Raw genomic sequence first — 19,384 nt, forward strand, 5'->3', positions numbered from 1 at the left:
TGGCCCCCAGGGTGATGCCCATGTCGGCCACGTTGAAGGCCGGGAAATGGCTGCTGCCCCAGTAGAAGTCCAGAAAGTCCACCACATAGCCGTGCTGCAGGCGGTCCACCACATTGCCGATGGCCCCGCCCAGGATGCTGGACAGCGACAGGCAGAACATCTTCTCGCCGGGGTGCTTGCGCAGCTGCCAGACGATGAGCACGGTGGCAATCACGCCTATGGCCACGAACAACCAGCGCTGCCAGCCGCTGCCGCCCGCAAGAAAGGAGAAGGCAGCGCCCGTGTTGTGCGCGCGCACGATGTTGAAGAAGCCGGTGATGGGAGTCCAGTCCCCATACTGGTAGTGGCTCAAAATCATCTGCTTGGTGATCTGATCCACGCCGATGATGACAAGCGCCCACAGCAGCCAGGGCCAGATACGGCCAAGGCCTGCGGAGGAGGTCTGGGTGTTGCTCATGGCAGCTCTTTGCTAAGGTTTTTTGATAGCGGTTAGCGCTTGATTCAAAAGGATTTCAGCATAAATCAATGCTGAAAATGGCTGCCAGCAGGCGCTGGCAGCTCACTTTTTGATGGATCAAGCCTTGGTGCGGACTTCACCCGAGCCGTGCAGATTGCTGTCGCAGCGGCCGCAGATCGAGGGATGCTCGGGGTTCACGCCCACGTCTTCGCGGTAATGCCAGCAGCGCTCGCACTTGGCGTGTTCGCTGGCCTTCACGGTGGTGGTCAGGGCATCGCCGGCCACGGCAGTCGCTGCCGAGGTGATGAAGACGAACTTCAGATCGTCCTTGAGGCTTTGCAGCAGGGCCAGGTCTTCGGGCTCTGCCGTGAGCGTGACTTCGGCCTGCAGGGACGAGCCCACGGCGCCGGTGGTACGCACCACTTCGATGTCCTTGTTGACCTGGTTGCGGATCTCGCACAGGCGCGTCCACTTGGCCAGCAGGCCTTCGTCGCCGGCGGGCAGCTCGGTGAACTTCTCCAGGAAGATGGATTCGCTGTGGCCCACGATCTTCCAGGCTTCCTCGGCCGTGAAGGACAGGAAGGGCGACATCCAGCGCAGCAGCGCCTGGGTGATCTGGTAGAGCGCGGTCTGGGCCGAGCGGCGTGCCAGGCTCTTGGGGGCGCTGGTGTAGAGGCGGTCCTTGAGCACGTCCAGGTAGAAACCGCCCAGGTCTTCGGAGCAGAACAGCTGGATCTTGGCGACCACGGGGTGGAACTCGTAGACCTTGTAGTGGGCCAGGATTTCCTGCTGCAGCTGGGCCGAGCGGGCCAGCGCGAACTGGTCGATCTCCAGCATCTCGCCGTAGGCCACGGCATCCTTGCTCGCGTCGAAGTCGCTGGTGTTGGCCAGCAGGAAGCGCAGCGTGTTGCGGATGCGGCGATAGGCGTCCACCACGCGGGCCAGGATCTTGTCGTCGATGCCCAGGTCGCCCGAGTAGTCGGTCGAGGCCACCCACAGGCGGATGATTTCCGCGCCCATCTTGCTGGACACGTCCTGCGGGGCCACGGTGTTGCCCAGCGACTTGGACATCTTCTTGCCCTGGCCGTCCACGGTGAAGCCATGGGTCAGCAGGCCGCGGTAGGGCGCGCGGCCGAAGATGGCCGACGCCAGCAGCAGCGAGCTGTGGAACCAGCCGCGGTGCTGGTCGTGGCCTTCGAGGTAGAGGTCGGCCTCGGGGCCCTTGTCGTGGTGGTGCTCGGGGTGGGTGCCGCGCAGCACATGCCAGAAGGTGGAGCCGGAGTCGAACCAGACTTCCAGAATGTCGGTGCTCTTGGTGTAGCTCTTGGCTTCTTCGGTGCCCAGGATCTCTTCGGTGCTGACGCGGCTCCAGGCCTCGATGCCGCCCTGCTCGATCATGGCGGCCGCGTGGTCGATGATCTCCATGGTGCGCGGGTGCAGGGCGCCAGTGTCCACATGCAGGAAGAAGGGGATGGGCACGCCCCAGCTGCGCTGGCGCGAGATGCACCAGTCGGGACGGCCGGCGATCATGGCGCGCAGGCGGTCCTGACCGTTTTGCGGGTAGAAGTTGGTCTGCTCGATGGCATCCAGCGCGATCTGGCGCAGGGTCTTCTCGGGCTTTTGCGCGGGATCGGTGAACACGCCTTCGCCTTCGTCCATGCGGATGAACCACTGGGCGGCGGCGCGGTAGATGACGGGCGTCTTGTGGCGCCAGCAGTGCGGATAGCTGTGGCTGATGGTGGTGGTGTCCATCAGGCGGCCCGCGACCTTCAGGGCGTCGAGGATGACGGGCACGGCCTTCCAGATATGCTGGCCGCCGAACATGGGCAGATCGGCCGCGTACACGCCGTTGCCCTGCACGGGGTTCAGGATCTGCTTGTAGTCCATGCCGTTGGACATGCAGCTGTTGAAGTCGTCCACGCCATAGGCAGGGGCCGAGTGCACGATACCGGTACCGTCGTCGGCGGTGGCGTATTCGGCCAGGTACACGGGCGAGATGCGGTCAAAGCCCTTGTCCACATGGGCCAGCGGGTGCTTGAAGGGCATGTGGTCGAGCTTTTCGCCCTTGGCAGTGGCGAGCACGTGGCCTTCCAGCTTCCAGCGGGCCAGGCATTTCTCGACCAGGGCGGAGGCCACGATCAGCAGGCCGCGCTCGGTCTCCACCAGGCTGTATTCCAGGTCGGGGTTGACGTTCAGCGCCTGGTTGGCAGGGATGGTCCAGGCTGTCGTCGTCCAGATGACGATGAAGGCTTCCTTGTCGAGCTTGTCCAGGCCGAATGCTGCGGCCAGTTTGGCCGGCTCGGCAGAGGGGAACATCACGTCCAGGGTCTGGCTTTGCTTGTCGGCGTATTCGATTTCGAACTCGGCCAGCGAGGAGGCGCAGTCAAAGCACCAGTACACGGGCTTGAGGCCGCGGTAGACAAAGCCACGCTCCATCACCTTCTTCAAGGCGCGCAGCTCGGCGGCCTCGTTGGCGTAGTTCATGGTCTTGTAGGGGTGGTCCCAGTCGCCGAGCACGCCCAGGCGCTTGAAGTCCACCATCTGCTGCTCGATCTGTTCGGCGGCAAAGGCGCGGCTCTTGGCCTGCATCTCGTCGCGCGGCAGATTGCGGCCATGCAGCTTTTCGATGGCGTTCTCGATGGGCAGACCATGGCAGTCCCAGCCTGGTGCATAGAGCGCGTCGAAGCCTTCGAGCTGGCGGCTCTTGACGATCATGTCCTTGAGGATCTTGTTCACCGCATGGCCGATGTGCAGCTTGCCGTTGGCGTAAGGAGGGCCGTCGTGCAGGATGAACTTGGGCGCGCCGCTGCGGGCGTCGCGCAGCTTCTTGTAGATGCCGTTGTCGTCCCATTCCTTGGCCCAGGCGGGCTCGCGCTTGGGCAGGTCGCCGCGCATGGGGAAGGGAGTGTCGGGCATGTTCAGCGTGGCGCGGTAGGCGGACGCTTCGGGCTTGTTGGACTTCGAATCAGACATGGGAAACCTTGAAAGCAATGCAATGCCCGGGCAGTTCTGCCTGGGCGTGAATGGTGAGGTGAGCGCCAGTGCGCTGCTGCGCCTGGGACGTGCGAGCAGCGAGCGTCAAATTCGGTCGCGCGTGGTCTGGCGACGAGTCTCTGTGTGCGACGAGGTATGGGACGGTATGTGGGCCGAGGCGAAAAACGCGCGCGCGTCATCGCAGTCCTTGGCGATGCCGACCGTCAGGGCATCGAGACTGTCATACTTCAGCTCGTCGTGCAGTTTGTGCAGAAGTTCCACGCGGATGATTTTACCGTAGGCACCTTCTCCACCCAGTTGGGCGGGCCAATCGAAACAGTGGGTCTCCAGCAGCACCCGCCCGCCGTTGATGTCGTTGGGGTCCAGCGAGGGGCGCACGCCCAGGTTGGCCACGCCCTGCAGCGGCTTGTCCGTCAGCCCATGCACCAGCACGGCAAAAATGCCGCTGGCGGCAGGCTTCCAGTGGTCGAAGCGCAGATTCAGCGTGCGAAAGCCGTCCTCGGCTCCGCTTTGGGATTCGGCCAGCTTGCGGCCCAGCTTGCGACCGTGCACCACATGGCCAGAGATGCGATAGGGGTGGCCCAGCAGCTTGGCGGCCTGCAGCATGTCGCCGGCGGCCAGCGCCTCGCGCACGGCCGTGCTGGAGACGCGCAGGCCATGGACTTCATAGCTGTTCATGCGGGCCACATCAAAGCCCAGGGCCTGGCCGGCGTTGTCCAGCATGGCGTAATCACCGGCGCGCCTGGCGCCAAAGCGGAAGTCGTCGCCCACCAGCACGTATTTGGCGCCCAGGCCCGAGATCAGCACATCCTGAATGAAGTCTTCAGGGCTCTGGCTGGCCAGAGCCTGATTGAAGGGCAGGATCACGACCTGATCGACACCGCAGACCTCGAGCTGGCTGAGCTTGTCGCGCAGCGTGCCCACGCGGGCCGGGGCCATCTCAGGCTTGCCCAGCTTCTTGGCAAAGTAGTCGCGCGGGTGCGGCTCGAAGGTCATGGCGCAGCTGGGGATGCCGCGCTGGGCTGCCTCGGCCTTGAGCAGGCCCAGCATGGCTTGATGTCCCCGGTGTACACCATCAAAATTGCCAATGGTCACAGCGCAGGCCGGGGCCAGGCCGGGATGATTGATACCGCGGAAAATCTTCATGGACTGCTTCGTTCTTTATAGCAACTGGCGCCGATGCATGCGACACAAGCCGTCAATTTGACATAGTTTCAGAGTATATTGCTTCAAATCAGGCAGCCGTGCAGGCTGCATGAGTGTGCCCAAAAGCGCCAAGACGCTTGTCCGTTTTCCGTGGTCGATGTTTGACTGTATGGAGGCTGGTTGTGAAAGTCTTGAAGCTGACAGCCCAGGGGCTGCCGCAGTCCTGGGTAACGCTGGAGCAGGCGGCGCTGCATTACGCAGCAGAAGAGGTGCGCTGGGAAGCCGGTGTCGAAATCGCCTGCTTTCGTGGTGGCCACAATGCGGTGACCGGCAAGCAGTCAGTCATTCACATCAACTCCATCATCGGCACCAAGGGCATGCCGAACATCAACCCGCACGAGTTGCTGCCGGGGCTGACGAACGGCAAGCTTTTTGCACGCGACCGCTGTGTCTGCGCCTATTGCGGGCGGCAATTCCACGAGGGCGATCTCACTCGCGAGCACATTGTCCCCGTGAGCACCGGCGGACAGCACAGCTGGATGAATCTGGTCACGGCCTGCCGCGCCTGCAACCACCGCAAGGGGGCCAGAACGCCGGAGCAGGCCCGCATGCCGCTGCTCTACACGCCCTACACGCCCACGCTGTGGGAGGATTTCATCCTGAGAAACCGCCGCATTCTGGCCGACCAGATGGAGTTTCTCGTGGCCCATGTGCCGCGTGGATCGCGCTGGCGCAGCTGAAAAGGCATGAAAAAAGCCCCGGGCTGGAACGCGCGGGGCTGTGAAGAGAGGACGCGGGCAGGAGATCAGGCGGTGGTGGCGACGGCTTTTTGCCAGGCTTCGTAAAGATCTTCGCCCGTATCGCGCACGCGCTGGCCGATCAGTGCCATCTCGCGCTGGTCTTCAGGCTTGGCCAGTTCCGCATAGCCGCGCGCGGCCGACAGGTCGTATGGCTCGCCGTCTTCGTTGGAGTAGGCGAAGTACACCTGCTTCACGCCGGCCAGCAGCATGGCCGTGTAGCACATGGAGCAGGGGTAGCCGCTGGCATACATGACGGCTCCCGACAGATCGGTGCTGCCCTGGGCCTTGGCCCCTATGCGCAGGGCCTGCATCTCGGCGTGGGCCGAAGGGTCGCAAAGCTCGTCGACCTGGTTGACGGCGCGCGCCAGCACCTGGCCGTCCCTGACCAGCACGGCGCCGAAGGGCCAGGTCGCGGATTCGCGGCCCTTGACATTACCCATGGCCAGGCGGATGGATTCAAGCAGGTATTTGCCGCTGTCGTTTTCATTGTTCATTGAGTCGTTCTCCTTGGTAAAAATCAGCTGCCGCGGTAGGTGTTGAAGAACCACGGCGAGCACAGCATGGGCACGTGGTAGTGCTGGGCCGCGTCGAAGATGGAAAAGCGCACCAGCACTTCTTCCGACAGCGCCGTGGGCTCCTTGAAATGCTCGCCCGTGTAAAAGCGCAGCTCGAAGTCCCCGGTGCGGGCCGCGGCGGCGGGCAGCATGGGGGTGTCGGTGCGGCCGTCGGCATTGGTGCGGGTGCTGCTCAGGCGCTGCGCCGGGGTCTGCGCCACATCGTAGAGTTCCACCCGCATGCCGGCGATGGGACGTCCGTTGGTGAGGTTGAGTACATGGGTGCTGATGCCTGCCATGGTGGTCTTTCGGTGGGTTGCGATAGAGCGCGGGTATGGCGGCTCAGCTGCCGCGCGAGTAGGTGTAGCTCCAGGGGCCGAACTGAATGGGCAGGTGGATGCGCTCTGCCGTGTTCACGATCTGGAAGCGCACCGGCACCTTGGACAGAAAGGCCGGGCGCGGCAGCCTGGCGCCCTTGGCCGCAAAGTACTCGTCCACGTGCAGCAGCATTTCGTAGCGGCCGCTGCGGTAGCTGTCGTCGATCAACAGCGGTTCGTCGGCGCGGCCGTTGGCATTCACGACAAAGCTGCGTATCGGCACATAGGTCTCGCCGTCGAAGCGCGAGAAGTCGATGCGCAAGCCCGTGGCCGCAGAACCATGGAAGGTGTCCACGGCATGCATGGTCAGGCGCGGGCTGACGCCATGCAGCACGATGGGGCCGGTGGCCTGGGCGGGCGCTACCGGGGCCTTATCGGCGGCCAGTGCGCCGTGTGTGCCCGTCAGGGCCGAGGCGCCGAGCGCCAGGCCCGAGAGTGCGAACTGCCGGCGCGACGGGGTTGATGTGGGTGTGGAATGCATGCGGGATGACTCCTTCAGGCGTTCTTGCGGCGCTGGATGCGGGCGACGAAGGCGATAGCGAGAACCGCTGCCAGCGCTTCCACGATGGCCACCAGGTACAGGCCCGGAGCGACCTTGCCGGTAGAGGCCTTGATCACGCCCATCAGATAAGGGGCGCCAAAGCCGGCCAGATTGGCCACCGAGTTGATCAGCGCGACGCCCACGGCAGCTGCGCCGCCGCTGAGCAGCATATTGGGCATCTGCCAGAAGACGGGAATCGCACTCATGGTGCCCACCAGTGCCAGGACCATGGCCGTCAGCGCCACGATCACGGGGATGCTGTCCATGCCCATGGTGACGGCCAGGGCCAGCATGCCTGCGGCGCCCAGCAGGACAGAGCCCGCAAAGTGCCAGCGCACCTCGCCACGGTGGTCGGAGTGGCGACCGTTGATGATCATGCCGGCCGCGCCGAGCAGATAGGCGGCACCGGCGATCCAGCCCACTTGCATGGGCGAGGTGAAGCCCGCTTCGCGAATCACGGTGGGAATCCAGAAGGTCAACGTGGAGTTGGCGCACAGCAGGCAGAAGAACACCGCGATCAGCAGCCACACCATGGGGTTGCCGAACAGGGTGCGCCAGTCGCTGTGGCGTTCGCCCTGGGCCTTCTGGTCGATCTCGAGCTGCTGGCGCACGACGGCGCGGTCCGTATCGGTGAGCCATTTGGCTTCCTCGGGACGGTCGGTCATGTAGAAGTAGGCAAAGATGCCGGCCAGCACCGAGGGGATGCCTTCGATGATGAACAGCCATTGCCAGCCGTGCATGCCGTGTGCGCCCGCCGCCCAGGTCATGATGCCGCCGGCCAGCGGGCCGCCGATGACGCCGGCGATGGCCGAGGCCGACATGAAGGTGCCAAAGGCCTTGGCGCGGCGCTTGGACGGATACCAGTAGGTCAGGTAGAGGATGATGCCAGGGTAGAAGCCGGCCTCGAACACGCCCATCAGAAAGCGCAGGATGTAGAACTGGGTCGGTGTCGTCACCCAGGCCTGGAGGATGCAGATCAGACCCCAGCCTATGGTGATGCGCATCACCGTCTTCTTGGCGCCTATCTTCTGCAGCAACATGTTGGACGGCACTTCGAACAGGAAGTAGCCGATGAAGAAGATGCCGGCGCCCAGGCCGTAGACGGCTTCGCTGAACTTCAGGTCGTCGAGCATCTGCAGCTTGGCGAAGCCGATGTTGACGCGGTCCAGCCAGGCCAGCACCCACAGCACGCCCAGAAAGGGCAGCAGGCGCCAGGAAATCTTGGAATAGGTGACGTCGACCTGATCGACGGAAGCAGCGGTGCCGCTGATCGGCACATGATGAGCACTCATGGCAAGTCCTTGTCTCGGAAATTTGTTGTTGGGTTTGCGGACACTTGCATGGTCGCGACTTGTGGCGATATGCGAAACTAAGCGCCTGCTATGAGCCGCATAGCAAAATGCATATCTCTAGGGAAAACACGTGTCTCGCAGCGAAGAACCGTTCGATACCTATTTGCTGCGCGTGCTGTGCACCCTGATCAGCGAGAAAAGCGTGTCGCGCGCGGCAATACGCCTCAATCAGTCACAGCCGGCCATCAGCGCGGCGCTGCGGCGCTTGCGGGCCATCTTCAACGACCCGCTGCTGGTGCGGGACAAGAACCGCATGGTGCCGACGGCACGCGCGCTTCAGGCGGTGGAGCAGGCACGTGCGGCGCTGGGGCTGATCGACGGTCTGCTGAGCGTCGGCAAGGAATTTGTGGCCGAGACCACCCAGCTGCGCTTCACCATCGCCATGCCCGACTATCTGGCGCCGCCCTTCATGGCGCGCGTGGTCCAGCTCATGCGCGCGCAGGCGCCGGGCGCGAGACTGGTCCTGCTGCCGCTTGGCCAGAACTTCGACTACGAGCAGGCCCTGCAAAGCGGCGAGGTGGATATCGTCATCGGCAACTGGCCGAGTCCGCCCGAGCATTTGCATATGTCCACGCTGCTGGAGGACGAGGTGGTCTGCTTGCTCGATGAAAAGCATCCTCTGGCGCAGCCGGGCCGGCTCACGGCCGAGCACTATCTGCAGGCCGCGCATGTGGTGTTCACGCCTTACTCGCCCGATCAGCGCGGCGTGGTGGAGAGCAGTCTTGGCACCATGCGCGTGAGCCGTGACGGCCGCGTGCAATGCTCGCATTTCTCGATGGCGCCGGACCTGCTGGTGGGCACCGACCTGCTGCTGACCACCAGCCGCCATTTCGCGGCCTACCACGCAAGGCGGTTGCCGCTGGCCATGGTGCCTCTGCCCATGGGCAACCGCGTCATGCGCTTCTACCAGCTCTGGCATTCGTCCCGGCACCGGGATGCCTCCCACATCTGGCTGCGCGCTCTGCTCAATCAGGCCTCGCAGGTGTTGACGACATCGACGTAGCCGGCTGCTATACGGGCTATAACAAGCCAGCACTGTGAGGCGGGAAACGCGCTTCCTACACTGGCCTCATGACCAGCACCACTACCTCCTCCATCCCCTCGCTCGACGAGCTCAACACCATGACGCAGGCGGCCTTTGCGGCCGCGCTCGGCGAGGTTTTCGAATACGCCCCCTGGGTGGCCGAGGCGGCCGCGCAGCAGCGCCCCTTCGCCAGCCTGGACGCACTGCACCAGGCCATGCTGGCCGCCGTGCATGGCAGCCCGCGCGAGCAGACCCTGCGCTTTCTCTGTGGCCACCCCGAGCTGTCGGTCAGTGCCGTGCGCTCCGGCACGCTGACCGTTGACTCGCAGCAGGAGCAGCAAAGCGCGGGGCTGGGAGATCTGGCGCAGGAGCAGGGAGAGCGCCTGGCCGAGCTGAACCAGGCCTATCGCACGCGCCATGGCTTTCCCTTCATCGCCTGCGTGCGCCACTACACGCGCGCCGGCCTGTTTGCCGAGCTAGCCTCGCGTGCCGAGCGCGGCACCGAGCAGGAGTTCGCCGAAGCCCTGCGCCAGATCGGCTTCATCAGCCGTCTGCGCCTGTCGCAACGCGTGAGTGCTGGCAGCCTGCAGACTGCCTAAGCGCCCCGCATCACCGTCCAAGCCCCGCGATGCGGGGCTTTTCTTATGCCTCTTATGTTTTCTGGCTGGTTGGCACCGTATATCGGGGGAGGGGCCCATGTACTGCGGATGTCGCATGGCGTGCGCTGGCGCGGCCCAGGCTGCCTACTGCCGCAGTGGGAGTTCTCTGCGCTGGCTGAAATCCCCGCATGCTTGTGATTGAATTCGGGTTTAGACCTCATTTCTCGTTTTCATGATCGTCAGAGATCGCCCGTCGGGCTTCAAGCTGCTGTGGATTGTCCGGGGCTCGGTGCTGCAACGCATCAAAGGCGTGCTCGCCGTCAATATCGTGCTGGCCATCATCGTCACCGTTGCGCATGGCACGCTGTTTCACACCAAGATTCCCATCACGCCGATTCCGTTCACCCTGATCGGTCTGCCGCTGGCGATTTTTCTGGGCTTTCGCAACAACACCGCGTATGCGCGCTACTGGGAGGGCCGTAAGCTCTGGGGCGAGATCGTGATCTATGCACGCACGCTGGCGCGCCAGTGCCTGAGCCTGATCGAACTCGATCACCCCGTGGACCCGCGCCAGCGGGCCAACGATGTACGGGTGCGCATGGTGCACCGGGCCGTGGCTTTTTCTCATGTACTGCGGGCCCAGCTGCGCGGCCTCAAGGACGATGTGGCAGCCCAGCAGTGGCTGACCCATGCCGAGTGGCAGCGCCTGCAACTGCTGCCGCTGAATCAGCGCACCGATGCGCTGATGCTGGCCATGGGCCAGGATCTGGGGCAGTGCGTGCGCGACAGACGCATAGACCCCTGCCTGGCCGTGGAGCTGGACCGCACGCTTAACGGCTTCACGACGGCCGCAGCCTCTTGCGAGCGCATCCGCAACACGCCGATTCCGTTTTCCTACACCTTGCTGCTGCACCGTACGGCCCATCTGTACTGCTTTTTGCTGCCGTTCGGTCTGGTGGACATCACGGGCTTCATGACGCCGTTTGTCGTGGCCATCGTGGCCTATACCTTCTACGGCCTCGATGTGCTGGGGGATGAGCTGGAGGAGCCGTTCGGCATGGAAAGCAACGATCTGGCGCTGGACAGCATCTGCCGCAGCATCGAGATCAGCCTCAGTCAGTCGCTGGGCGACCCCCAGGTGCCGGCGCCGCTCAAGCCGGTGGACTATCTGCTGACCTGAGACTCTCCGCAATGCAAAGCCCTGAACTCATCATTCAGGGCTTTGTTTTTGATAGCGCCTGGCTCCAATGTCGCCTAGACCGTGGCGCGATCCTCGTCCACGGCCTTTTGCCAGGCCTGGTACAGGTCCTCGCCGGCATCGCGCACGCGGTGGCCGATGACGGGCAGCTCGCGCCGGCCTTCGGGGCGGGCCAGTTCCTCATAGCCGCGCGCAGCCGACAGGTCGTAGGGCTCGCCGTCTTCGTTGGAGTAGGCGAAATACACCTGCTTCACGCCGGCCAGCAGCATGGCTGTGTGGCACATGGAGCAGGGATAGCCGTTGGCATACATGACAGCGCCAGACAGATCCGTGCTGCCCAGGGCCTTGGCGGCAATGCGCAGTGCCTGCATCTCGGCGTGGGCCGTGGGATCGCACAGATCATCGACCTGGTTGACGGCGCGCGCCAGGATCTTGCCGTCACGCACCAGCACGGCGCCGAAGGGCCAGGTCGCGGATTCGCGGCCCTTGACATTGCCCATGGCCAGGCGGATGGACTCCAGCAGATACTTTTCGCTGTCTTGCTTGCTCATGCATGTCTCCTTTGATTCTTGTGAGTGGCGCAAGAATCATAGGAAGAGCGATAGGGCCCATAGTGCATGCAGGAAGCAAAACAGCACGCCGAAGCGTGCTGTTGACTTTTAGTTTTGGGTTGAATGCAGTTGCCGTGATTTTGATGAATGTTGATGCAGGCTTTCAGGCAAAGACGCCGGCGCTGTCCTGCATATGGGCCGATACAGTGCCCAGGTGGTGCAAGGTGTCGCCGCCCGTCATCTCCATCTGTGTCAGGCGCTTGAAATAGTGGCTGCCCACATATTCGTCCGTCACACCGATGCCGCCATGCAGCTGCACGGCCTGCTGGCCCACATAGCGCATGGACTGACCCAGCTGCACCTTGGCGCGGGCGATGGCGACATGGCGCTCCTCGGCGGGCGCCACCAGCTTGAGCGTGCCGTAGTAGCTCATGGAGCGTGCCAGCTCCAGTTGCATCTTCATGTCGGCCACGCGGTGGCGCAGGGCCTGGAAGCTGGAGATCACCACGCCGAACTGCTTGCGCTGGTTCATGTACTCGGTGGTGAGCTTGAGCGTCTGTTCCATCACGCCCACACCTTCGGCGCACAGCGCGGCATTGGCCACATCCTGTGCCAGGGTGAGGGCTGCCACGCCGTTGGTGGTGATCAGGGTGGCCGATGCCCCATGGCAGACCAGATCGGCCGCGCGCCCTTCGTCCTGGGTGGCATAGGGTTTGCTGCTCACGCCCTCGCGGCCGTTCTCGACGAGGAAGAGCGCAATCTTGCCGTCAAGCTGTGCCGGCACGATGAAGGCGTCGGCCTGGTCGCCTGCAGGAACAATGTTTTTCCTAGCATCTACCGTATAGCCATCGCCGGATTTGGAGGCTTTTGCCGCGCAAACATCAATCTGGTAGCGCGCCTTGCGCTCCTGCGATGCGAGCACCACCAGCTTTTCACCGCTGGCGATACGGGGCAGCCAGGCTTGCTTGACGGCTTCGTCACCAAACTGGCCGAGCAGGGCGGAGGCCACGAAAGCCTGGGTCAGCGGCTCCATCACCAGACCGCGGCCCAGCTCCTCCATGACCACCATCACATCGACCGCGCTCTGACCCAGGCCGCCATATTGCTCGGGCACCGTGAGGGCTGTCAGGCCCAGTTCGGCCAGCTCGTTCCAGACCTCGCGCGAGAAGCCGCCCTGCTTGGCAATGCTCTGGCGGCGCTCGAAGGTATAGCCCTTGTCCACCCAGCGGGCCACGGCATCGCGCAGTTGCTGCTGGTCGTCGGAAAAATCGAAATCCATATTTGTCTCCTGCTGCTGAAGCGAGTGCGCTTTGCGCACCATCACATTCAGCGAAGCTCTAGCAAGAACCCCCTCCCGGAGGGGGCACGGGGTAGCAGTGCGTGTTCGCGCAAGCGAAATATCCGCGCTGCCGCCAGTTCCGAATCAGCCCAGCACCGTCTGCGCGACGATGTTTCGCTGCACCTCGTTGGAGCCGCCATAGATGGTGGTCTTGCGCATATTGAAGTAGGTCGCGGCCAGCGGCGCATTGCCCAGCACGTCGCCAGGAAACTCGCCCTGGTAGCCGGCTTCCATGGCTTCCTGGATATAGGGCAGGGCATAAGGGCCGGCGGCCAGCATCATCAGCTCGGAGTAGCGCTGCTGGATCTCGCTGCCCTTGATCTTGAGCAGGCCGGCGATGTCCAGCGGGTTCTTGCCCGATTTCATGGCCGACAGCACGCGCAGCACCAGCATTTCCAGCGCGATCACATCGATCTCCAGCAAGGCGATCTGATCACGGAAGCGCTGGTCTTCCCAGACGCCTTCGGTCTTGGCGATGCGCTTGAGGCGTTCCAGCTCGCGCTTGGCACGGTTCACATCGGCGATGTTCGTGCGCTCGTGGCTTAGCAGGTGCTTGGCATAGGTCCAGCCCTTGTTTTCCTCACCGATCAGCTGGTCGGCAGGCACTTCCACATTGTCGAAAAAGACCTCGTTGACCTCGTGCGAGCCGTCCAGCAGCTTGATGGGGCGCACGGTCACGCCGGGCGACTTCATGTCAACCAGCAGGAAGCTGATGCCGGTCTGGGGCTTGCCCTCGTTGCTGGTGCGCACCAGGCAGAAGATCCACTCGCCGTACTGGCCCAGCGTGGTCCAGGTCTTCTGGCCGTTGACGATGTATTTGTCACCCACGCGTTCGGCGCGGGTCTTGACGCTGGCGAGGTCCGAACCCGAGCCGGGCTCCGAATAGCCCTGGCTCCACCAGACTTCGCCGCTGGCGATGCCGGGCAGAAAGCGCCGATGCTGCTCCGGCGTGCCATAGGCCATGATCACCGGAGCCACCATCACGGGGCCGAAGGGCACGATGCGCGGCGTGCCGGCGAGTGCGCATTCTTCCTCGAACAGATGCTTTTGTACGGCGCTCCAGCCGGGGCCGCCGAATTCCTTGGGCCAGCCGTAGCCGAGCCAGCCTTTTTTGCCCAGAATCTTGGCCCAGCGCTGCATGTCGTCGCGAGTCAGGTGCAGATCGTTGCGCACCTTGTGCGCAATATCCTCGGGCAGATTTGCCCGCACCCAGCTGCGGATCTCTTCGCGAAAAGCCTGTTCTTCAGGGGTGAATGCCAAGTCCATGCGTTGTCTCCTGCAAATGCTGGAGATTTGTAGCACGCACGTTCTTTTTCTGGCTGTCCGGGTTGCGACAAATGGTGGGAAACCCCAGGGATGAGCACCTTCTGAGCGGCTGCACCTGCCAGCCTTCCTTTGCTTGGCGCGCGCCAGTTTTTGGCATTGGAGGGTGGTTTGCAATGAAGCAGGCCGCCAGCGCTTTCTGGATAAACGCTGGCAGCTATCAATTTCTGTCTGGGTTTATTCAGCCGGGGCAGCAGGCGGCTCCACGCCCAGCGATTCGCACAGCATCTGCACGGTGGCGCGCAGCTGGGCGACTTCGGCTTCGAGTGCATCCACTCGCTGCTGCAGGGCCGATGCATTGCCGCCTGTGCTGGCGCTGCTGGTGCTTGCCAGGGCGTTGACATCCACCGGGCCGCAAAGCAGGTGGGCCCAGCGCTGTTCACGGGCACCGGGCGCGCGCGGCAGCTGCACGACCAGCGGACCGCCTTTTTCTTCACTGCGCTCGCGCAGTTCGTCGAGGAAAGCTTCGACCGAGGAGATGTCGGCAAAGCGGTGCCAGCGCTCGGAGTTGATGCGCAGCTCGCCAGCGGTCTGGGGGCCACGCAGCATCAGCAGGGACAGCAGTACGGCGGACTGGTCGGGTACGCCAATGCCGCGCGGGAAGTTGTGCTCCCAGCGCGTGGAGCGCACGCTGCTGATCTGCACCGACAGGGTCTTGAGGCGCAGGCTGTCCAGTGCCTCCTGGGCTTCGCCCTCGCTGACCTCCATCACCGGGTCGCGGCTGGACTTCTGGTTGCAGCCTGTGACCAGGCTGTTGAGCGTGAGCGGATAGCTGTCGGGCACGGTGCGGGCCTTTTCCATCAGCGTGGCCAGAACGCGGGCTTCGATGGCGCTCAAAGGGGTGTTGCGTGGGTCAAACGGCATGGGATCTCCTCGAAAGTCTTAGGGCTGCGCACAGGAACTGGTGCAAACCCGATAGGGTTTGTCCGTCAATGCGACAATCGCCGCCCATGAAAAACATCGTGATCCTCATCTCGGGCGGCGGCTCGAACATGGCTGCCATTGTGCGTGCATCCCAGCAGCAGAACTGGGCAAAGCAGTACAACGCCCGCGTGAGCGCCGTGGTGAGCAACAAGGCCGATGCCCAAGGCCTGGTGTTCGCGCGGGACAACGGCATCGCCACCGAGGTGCTGGATCACAAGCGGTTCGACAGCCGCGAGGCCTTTGATGCCGAGCTGGCGCAGGTCATCGATCGTCATGCGCCCGCTCTGGTGGTGCTGGCCGGTTTCATGCGCATTCTGACGCCAGGCTTTGTTGCGCACTATGAGGGCCGGCTGATCAACATCCATCCCTCGCTGCTGCCAGCGTTCACCGGTCTGCACACCCATCAGCGTGCGATCGATGCGGGCTGCAAGTTTGCGGGTTGCACCGTGCATCGCGTGACGGCCGAGCTCGACGTGGGCCCCATCCTGGAGCAGGCCGTGGTGCCCGTGCTGCAAGGAGACACCGCCGAGCTGCTGGCCGCGCGCGTGCTGGAGCAGGAGCACATCATCTATCCGCAGGCCGTGCTCAATCTGATCAAGGGTTGATTCAGATTTGATAGCTGCAATCGCTTGTCGGGTAGGCGATTGAGCTTGATTTCAGCTTGATTCTTTCGGATCAACAGGCAGGCGACGAAAGCGCGGCTGCTCCACGCCGTCGATCACCACCGTCTCGTTGAACATGGCCGCGGGGCGCACCCACAGGCCATGCTCGCCATAGAGCGCGCGGTAAAGCGTCATGGGCTCCAGCGTCTCGCTGTGGCGCACGGTGGCTATGACTTCATAGCGCATGCCTTTGCAGTGTTCGTAGAGACCGGGCTCGGTGGTGATGAGTGCAGGCAGATCGTGATCGGACATGATGCTTTAAAAATATGAGCTGTCAGCGCTTGAAGGAAAAGGGCTGGAGCCTGTTTTTACTATGAATCGCTTGGAGCAGGCCGGCGTCATAGATTTCTGGTGCCAGCCAGGGCCAGGGCGAGAGTGGGACAATTGCGCCCATGCATCCCAAAGCCCTTCTCGACGCTTGCTCTGAACTCGTCAAGCGCGCCCTGACATTTGAACACCCGGCCGATGCCGTGGTGTCCCGCTTTTTCCGCGAAAACCGCTATCTGGGCCCGCGCGAGCGTGCCACCCTGGCTGAAACCGTCTACACCGTGCTTCGCAAGAAGCTGCTGTTCGAAGCGCTCGCGCATTCGGGCAGCGGCGCACGCGAGCGCCGGCTGGCCATTCTGGGCTTTGCCGCCGTGCTGCGCGAGCAGGCCAAGAAGGAAGGCAAGGTCAAGAACAAGGACGGCCAGGACAGCGAGACCTTTATCAAGGCCGCGCTGACGCCCCAGGAACTCAAGTGGCTGGCCGCCTGCGACGGCGTCAAGCCCGAAGAGCTGATGGAGGCGCACCGCCACAATCTGCCCGAATGGCTGGTCGAGCCGCTCAAGGCCCAGCTGGGCGATGAGTTCTGGACACTGGCTGCCAGCATGGAGCATGCCGCTCCGCTGGATCTGCGCGTCAACACGCTCAACGACAAGCGCTCCGATCTGCGCAAGGAACTGGAAAAGGCCGGCATCAAGGCCGAGCCCACACCGTTCTCGCCCATCGGTCTGCGTGTGGACGGCAAGCCTGCGCTGGCCAAGGTCGATGCCTTCAACCGCGGCGCCATCGAGGTGCAGGACGAAGGCTCGCAGCTGCTGGCCCTGATGCTGGACGCCAAGCGCGGCGAAATGGTGGTGGACTTTTGCGCCGGTGCCGGCGGCAAGACCCTGGCCATTGGCGCGGCCATGCGCAATACCGGTCGTCTGTATGCCTTCGATGTCTCGGGCCACCGCCTCGATGCGCTCAAGCCGCGTCTGGCGCGCTCGGGTCTGTCCAATGTGCACCCTGCCGCGATTGCCCACGAGCGCGACGAGCGCGTCAAGCGCCTGGCCGGCAAGATCGATCGCGTGCTGGTCGATGCTCCCTGCTCGGGCCTGGGTACGTTGCGCCGCAACCCCGACCTCAAGTGGCGCCAGAGCGTCAAGGCCGTGCAGGAGCTGACGCAGAAACAGGCGGCCATCCTGGAAAGCAGCGCCCGTCTGGTCAAGGCCGGCGGTCGTCTGATCTATGCCACCTGCTCCATCCTGCCGCAGGAAAACGAAGCCATTGCCGAAGCCTTCAGCGCCGCTCACCCTGAGTTCGTTCCGCTGGACGCAGGCGAGGTGCTGGAGCAGCTCAAGATTGCCGACGGCGACAAGCTCTGCAGCGGCGGTGACGAAGGCAGGCGCTATCTGCGCCTGTGGCCGCACCAGCACGAGACTGACGGATTTTTCGCCGCTGTTTGGGTGAAAAAGGCGTAACTTCGGTGCAAATCCGGTATCTGCTGCCGGGAAATCGGCAGCAGATCGGTCGGCGTCTCGCCTAAAATGGCACGACCGTGCTTATCGGGTGAGTACGGTTTTTTGCCAAAGGCTTTGTTATTTATGTCGCTGGATATAGCCTCGATCTGGAATGCCGTCGTGGATTGGATGGCCAATGGCCTGTGGGATCTGTCGTGGTGGCAACTGCTGCTCTACACCCTGATCACCACCCATTTCACGATTGCGGGCGTCACGATCTTTCTGCACCGCAGCCAGGCGCACCGGGCGCTGGATCTGGGACCTGTTCCCTCGCATTTCTTCCGGTTCTGGCTCTGGCTGGGCACGGGGATGGTGACCAAGGAGTGGGTGGCCATCCACCGCAAGCACCACGCCAAGTGCGAGACCGTGGATGACCCGCACAGCCCGCAGACGCGCGGTCTGGCCAAGGTGATGCGCGAAGGTGCCGAACTCTACCGCGCCGAGGCCAAGAACGAGGAAACGCTCAAGAAATACGGTCACGGCACGCCCGACGACTGGATGGAGCGCAATATCTATCGCCATTCGGTGATGGGCCCTTCGCTGATGCTCATCCTCAATGTGGCGCTGTTCGGCGCGATCGGCCTGTCGATCTGGGCCGTGCAGATGGTCTGGATTCCATTCTGGGCTGCGGGCGTGGTCAACGGCGTGGGGCATTTCTGGGGCTATCGCAACTATGAGGCGACGGATGCCTCCACCAATCTGGTGCCCTGGGGCCTCATCATCGGCGGCGAAGAGCTGCACAACAACCACCATACCTTTCCCACTTCGGCCAAGTTCTCCGTCAAGCCCTACGAGTTCGATATCGGCTGGGTCTATATCAGCCTCATGCAGAAGCTGGGCTGGGCCAAGGTCAAGAAGACCCCGCCGCGCCTGCGCATGGGCGCCGTCAAGCCCGTGGCTGACGAGCTGACGCTGGAAGCCATCATTGCCAATCGCTACGAGGTCATGGCCCGTTATGCGCGCGGCGTGCGCACGGCGGTTCAGCACGAGCTGGATCTGCTCAAGCAGAAGCAGGCGCAGAAGTCGGATGTTTCCCTGCTCAAGGGCGTGCAACGCTGGCTGCACCGCGATGCCGACAAGGTGCCCGAGCGTGCCCAGGGCCAGCTGGCGCAGGCGCGCGCTGCGCACCCGGTGATTGACCAGATGCTGGTCATGCGCGAAGAGCTGCGTCAGCTGTGGCTCAACACCAGCCTGAGCCGCGAGCAACTGACCAGCCAGCTGCAGGCCTGGTGTCAGCGGGCCGAGGCCAGCGGCATTGCGGCACTCAAGGATTTCTCCGTCAAGCTGCGCGCTGCCCACGTCTGAGGGCGAGCTTGCCTAGCTGCTGCCAGATTCTGGCAAGCGCGAAGCTCAGGCCTTTTCCCTCTTCAAGCCGCTTCGCTGCCCTGCTCGGGCGGGGGCGGCTTTGCTGTATCCGTGCCGCCGGATATTGAATCCAGGCCGCGCCCGCCGGCGTGCTCAGCTGCACCCAGGTGCGGCTGGGGCAACGCCAGCTTTGCCCGGTTTGCAGCACCATGAGCTGGCCGAAGTGATTGTCGGTAAAGCTCAGCGGCCCTATGGCCAGACGCAGCGGCCCTTGCTGGCAGAACAGTTCGCTGCCTGGTTCAAACAGCAGCGACGCGGCTTGGCCGCTGTTGAGACTATGTGTTTTCGGGGTGAGGTCCGGCTGTGACATGGTGGCTGGGGGTCTGTGATTCAGGCCCTCAAGCGTAGGGAAGAGCGGCTTGGCAGAACAGGCACAGCAAGCGTTCTGTGCAGGCGTAGCAGCTCAGATTCCGGT

Annotated in this window: 20 protein-coding genes; 7 read left to right on the plus strand and 13 right to left on the minus strand. The window is 63.4% G+C overall.

Annotated elements, in window-relative coordinates; all coding sequences use genetic code 11:
• The 3 genes from lspA to ACLBXN_RS02050 all read right to left on the minus strand — a co-directional run.
• Positions 1 to 457 (minus strand): signal peptidase II (gene lspA / locus ACLBXN_RS02040; protein WP_447610967.1); only part of this gene is annotated, 457 nt, incomplete at its 3' end.
• A gap of 117 nt (positions 458 to 574) precedes the next feature.
• Positions 575 to 3,430: an isoleucine--tRNA ligase gene (ileS, locus tag ACLBXN_RS02045; RefSeq protein WP_447610968.1), complete on the minus strand. Its 2,856-nt coding sequence runs from the start codon at positions 3,428 to 3,430 to the stop codon at positions 575 to 577.
• 105 nt (positions 3,431 to 3,535) lie between these two features.
• Positions 3,536 to 4,597, minus strand: coding sequence for a bifunctional riboflavin kinase/FAD synthetase (locus ACLBXN_RS02050; protein WP_343676120.1), 1,062 nt, complete (start codon positions 4,595 to 4,597; stop codon positions 3,536 to 3,538).
• Positions 4,598 to 4,779: 182 nt separating this feature from the next.
• Here ACLBXN_RS02050 and ACLBXN_RS02055 point away from each other — a divergent pair, with 182 nt between their 5' ends.
• Entirely contained in the window at positions 4,780 to 5,337 is a 558-nt protein-coding gene (locus ACLBXN_RS02055) for an HNH endonuclease (RefSeq protein WP_167006034.1), read from the plus strand.
• Between the two features lie 65 nt (positions 5,338 to 5,402).
• On the opposite strand, the gene ACLBXN_RS02060 is transcribed toward ACLBXN_RS02055, so the two are convergent.
• Genes ACLBXN_RS02060 through ACLBXN_RS02075 form a run of 4 tightly spaced genes read right to left on the minus strand, consistent with a single transcriptional unit; the run spans position 5,403 to position 8,161 of the window.
• Complete coding sequence (locus ACLBXN_RS02060; RefSeq protein WP_447610969.1) at positions 5,403 to 5,891, minus strand: nucleoside deaminase; 489 nt, start codon at positions 5,889 to 5,891, stop codon at positions 5,403 to 5,405.
• A gap of 23 nt (positions 5,892 to 5,914) precedes the next feature.
• On the minus strand, positions 5,915 to 6,250 hold the full coding sequence (gene uraH, locus ACLBXN_RS02065; RefSeq protein ID WP_447610970.1) for a hydroxyisourate hydrolase: 336 nt from the start codon (positions 6,248 to 6,250) through the stop codon (positions 5,915 to 5,917).
• A gap of 43 nt (positions 6,251 to 6,293) precedes the next feature.
• Positions 6,294 to 6,809: a hydroxyisourate hydrolase gene (locus ACLBXN_RS02070; protein WP_447610971.1), complete on the minus strand. Its 516-nt coding sequence runs from the start codon at positions 6,807 to 6,809 to the stop codon at positions 6,294 to 6,296.
• 14 nt (positions 6,810 to 6,823) lie between these two features.
• The gene (locus ACLBXN_RS02075) at positions 6,824 to 8,161 is read right to left on the minus strand and encodes an MFS transporter (RefSeq protein ID WP_447610972.1); all 1,338 of its coding nucleotides are present in this window, start codon (positions 8,159 to 8,161) and stop codon (positions 6,824 to 6,826) included.
• A gap of 130 nt (positions 8,162 to 8,291) precedes the next feature.
• Here ACLBXN_RS02075 and ACLBXN_RS02080 point away from each other — a divergent pair, with 130 nt between their 5' ends.
• The 3 genes from ACLBXN_RS02080 (at position 8,292) to ACLBXN_RS02090 (ending at position 11,024) form a co-directional block, all read left to right on the plus strand.
• Positions 8,292 to 9,224 carry a LysR family transcriptional regulator gene (locus ACLBXN_RS02080; protein WP_447610973.1) on the plus strand — a complete coding sequence of 311 codons (933 nt, stop codon included), beginning with the start codon at positions 8,292 to 8,294 and terminating at the stop codon, positions 9,222 to 9,224.
• A 68-nt stretch (positions 9,225 to 9,292) separates the two neighbouring features.
• Positions 9,293 to 9,844 (plus strand): 2-oxo-4-hydroxy-4-carboxy-5-ureidoimidazoline decarboxylase, encoded by a 552-nt coding sequence (gene uraD / locus ACLBXN_RS02085; protein WP_447610974.1) that lies wholly within the window; start codon positions 9,293 to 9,295, stop codon positions 9,842 to 9,844.
• 232 nt (positions 9,845 to 10,076) lie between these two features.
• A complete protein-coding gene (locus ACLBXN_RS02090) occupies positions 10,077 to 11,024 on the plus strand; it encodes a bestrophin family protein (RefSeq protein WP_211457644.1) in 948 nt (315 codons plus the stop codon).
• A 74-nt stretch (positions 11,025 to 11,098) separates the two neighbouring features.
• On the opposite strand, the gene ACLBXN_RS02095 is transcribed toward ACLBXN_RS02090, so the two are convergent.
• The 4 genes from ACLBXN_RS02095 to ACLBXN_RS02110 all read right to left on the minus strand — a co-directional run bounded on the left by ACLBXN_RS02095 (position 11,099) and on the right by ACLBXN_RS02110 (position 15,119).
• Positions 11,099 to 11,593: a nucleoside deaminase gene (locus ACLBXN_RS02095; RefSeq protein ID WP_447610976.1), complete on the minus strand. Its 495-nt coding sequence runs from the start codon at positions 11,591 to 11,593 to the stop codon at positions 11,099 to 11,101.
• 163 nt (positions 11,594 to 11,756) lie between these two features.
• Positions 11,757 to 12,872, minus strand: a complete 1,116-nt coding sequence (locus ACLBXN_RS02100) for an acyl-CoA dehydrogenase family protein (RefSeq protein ID WP_211457642.1) — start codon at positions 12,870 to 12,872, stop codon at positions 11,757 to 11,759.
• 144 nt (positions 12,873 to 13,016) lie between these two features.
• Positions 13,017 to 14,198 carry an acyl-CoA dehydrogenase family protein gene (locus tag ACLBXN_RS02105; protein ID WP_211457641.1) on the minus strand — a complete coding sequence of 394 codons (1,182 nt, stop codon included), beginning with the start codon at positions 14,196 to 14,198 and terminating at the stop codon, positions 13,017 to 13,019.
• Positions 14,199 to 14,432: 234 nt separating this feature from the next.
• A complete protein-coding gene (locus tag ACLBXN_RS02110) occupies positions 14,433 to 15,119 on the minus strand; it encodes a YceH family protein (RefSeq protein ID WP_043003407.1) in 687 nt (228 codons plus the stop codon).
• A gap of 86 nt (positions 15,120 to 15,205) precedes the next feature.
• On the opposite strand from ACLBXN_RS02110, the gene purN reads away from it, so the two are divergent.
• On the plus strand, positions 15,206 to 15,784 hold the full coding sequence (gene purN, locus ACLBXN_RS02115) for a phosphoribosylglycinamide formyltransferase (RefSeq protein WP_447610977.1): 579 nt from the start codon (positions 15,206 to 15,208) through the stop codon (positions 15,782 to 15,784).
• Positions 15,785 to 15,835: 51 nt separating this feature from the next.
• Here purN and ACLBXN_RS02120 read toward each other — a convergent pair whose 3' ends face one another.
• The gene (locus ACLBXN_RS02120; protein WP_447610978.1) at positions 15,836 to 16,093 is read right to left on the minus strand and encodes a DUF1653 domain-containing protein; all 258 of its coding nucleotides are present in this window, start codon (positions 16,091 to 16,093) and stop codon (positions 15,836 to 15,838) included.
• A 140-nt stretch (positions 16,094 to 16,233) separates the two neighbouring features.
• On the opposite strand from ACLBXN_RS02120, the gene ACLBXN_RS02125 reads away from it, so the two are divergent.
• Together ACLBXN_RS02125 and ACLBXN_RS02130 are read left to right on the plus strand one after the other, a co-directional pair.
• Positions 16,234 to 17,565, plus strand: a complete 1,332-nt coding sequence (locus tag ACLBXN_RS02125) for an RsmB/NOP family class I SAM-dependent RNA methyltransferase (protein WP_447610979.1) — start codon at positions 16,234 to 16,236, stop codon at positions 17,563 to 17,565.
• Between the two features lie 123 nt (positions 17,566 to 17,688).
• Positions 17,689 to 18,909: a DesA family fatty acid desaturase gene (locus ACLBXN_RS02130; RefSeq protein ID WP_407715203.1), complete on the plus strand. Its 1,221-nt coding sequence runs from the start codon at positions 17,689 to 17,691 to the stop codon at positions 18,907 to 18,909.
• Here the strand turns inward: ACLBXN_RS02130 and ACLBXN_RS02135 are convergent.
• Complete coding sequence (locus ACLBXN_RS02135) at positions 18,884 to 19,279, minus strand: hypothetical protein (RefSeq protein WP_447610980.1); 396 nt, start codon at positions 19,277 to 19,279, stop codon at positions 18,884 to 18,886. The genes ACLBXN_RS02130 and ACLBXN_RS02135 overlap by 26 nt on opposite strands.
• Positions 19,280 to 19,384: the final 105 nt, after the last annotated feature.

The sequence above is a fragment of the Comamonas sp. C24C genome, from assembly GCF_053345995.1.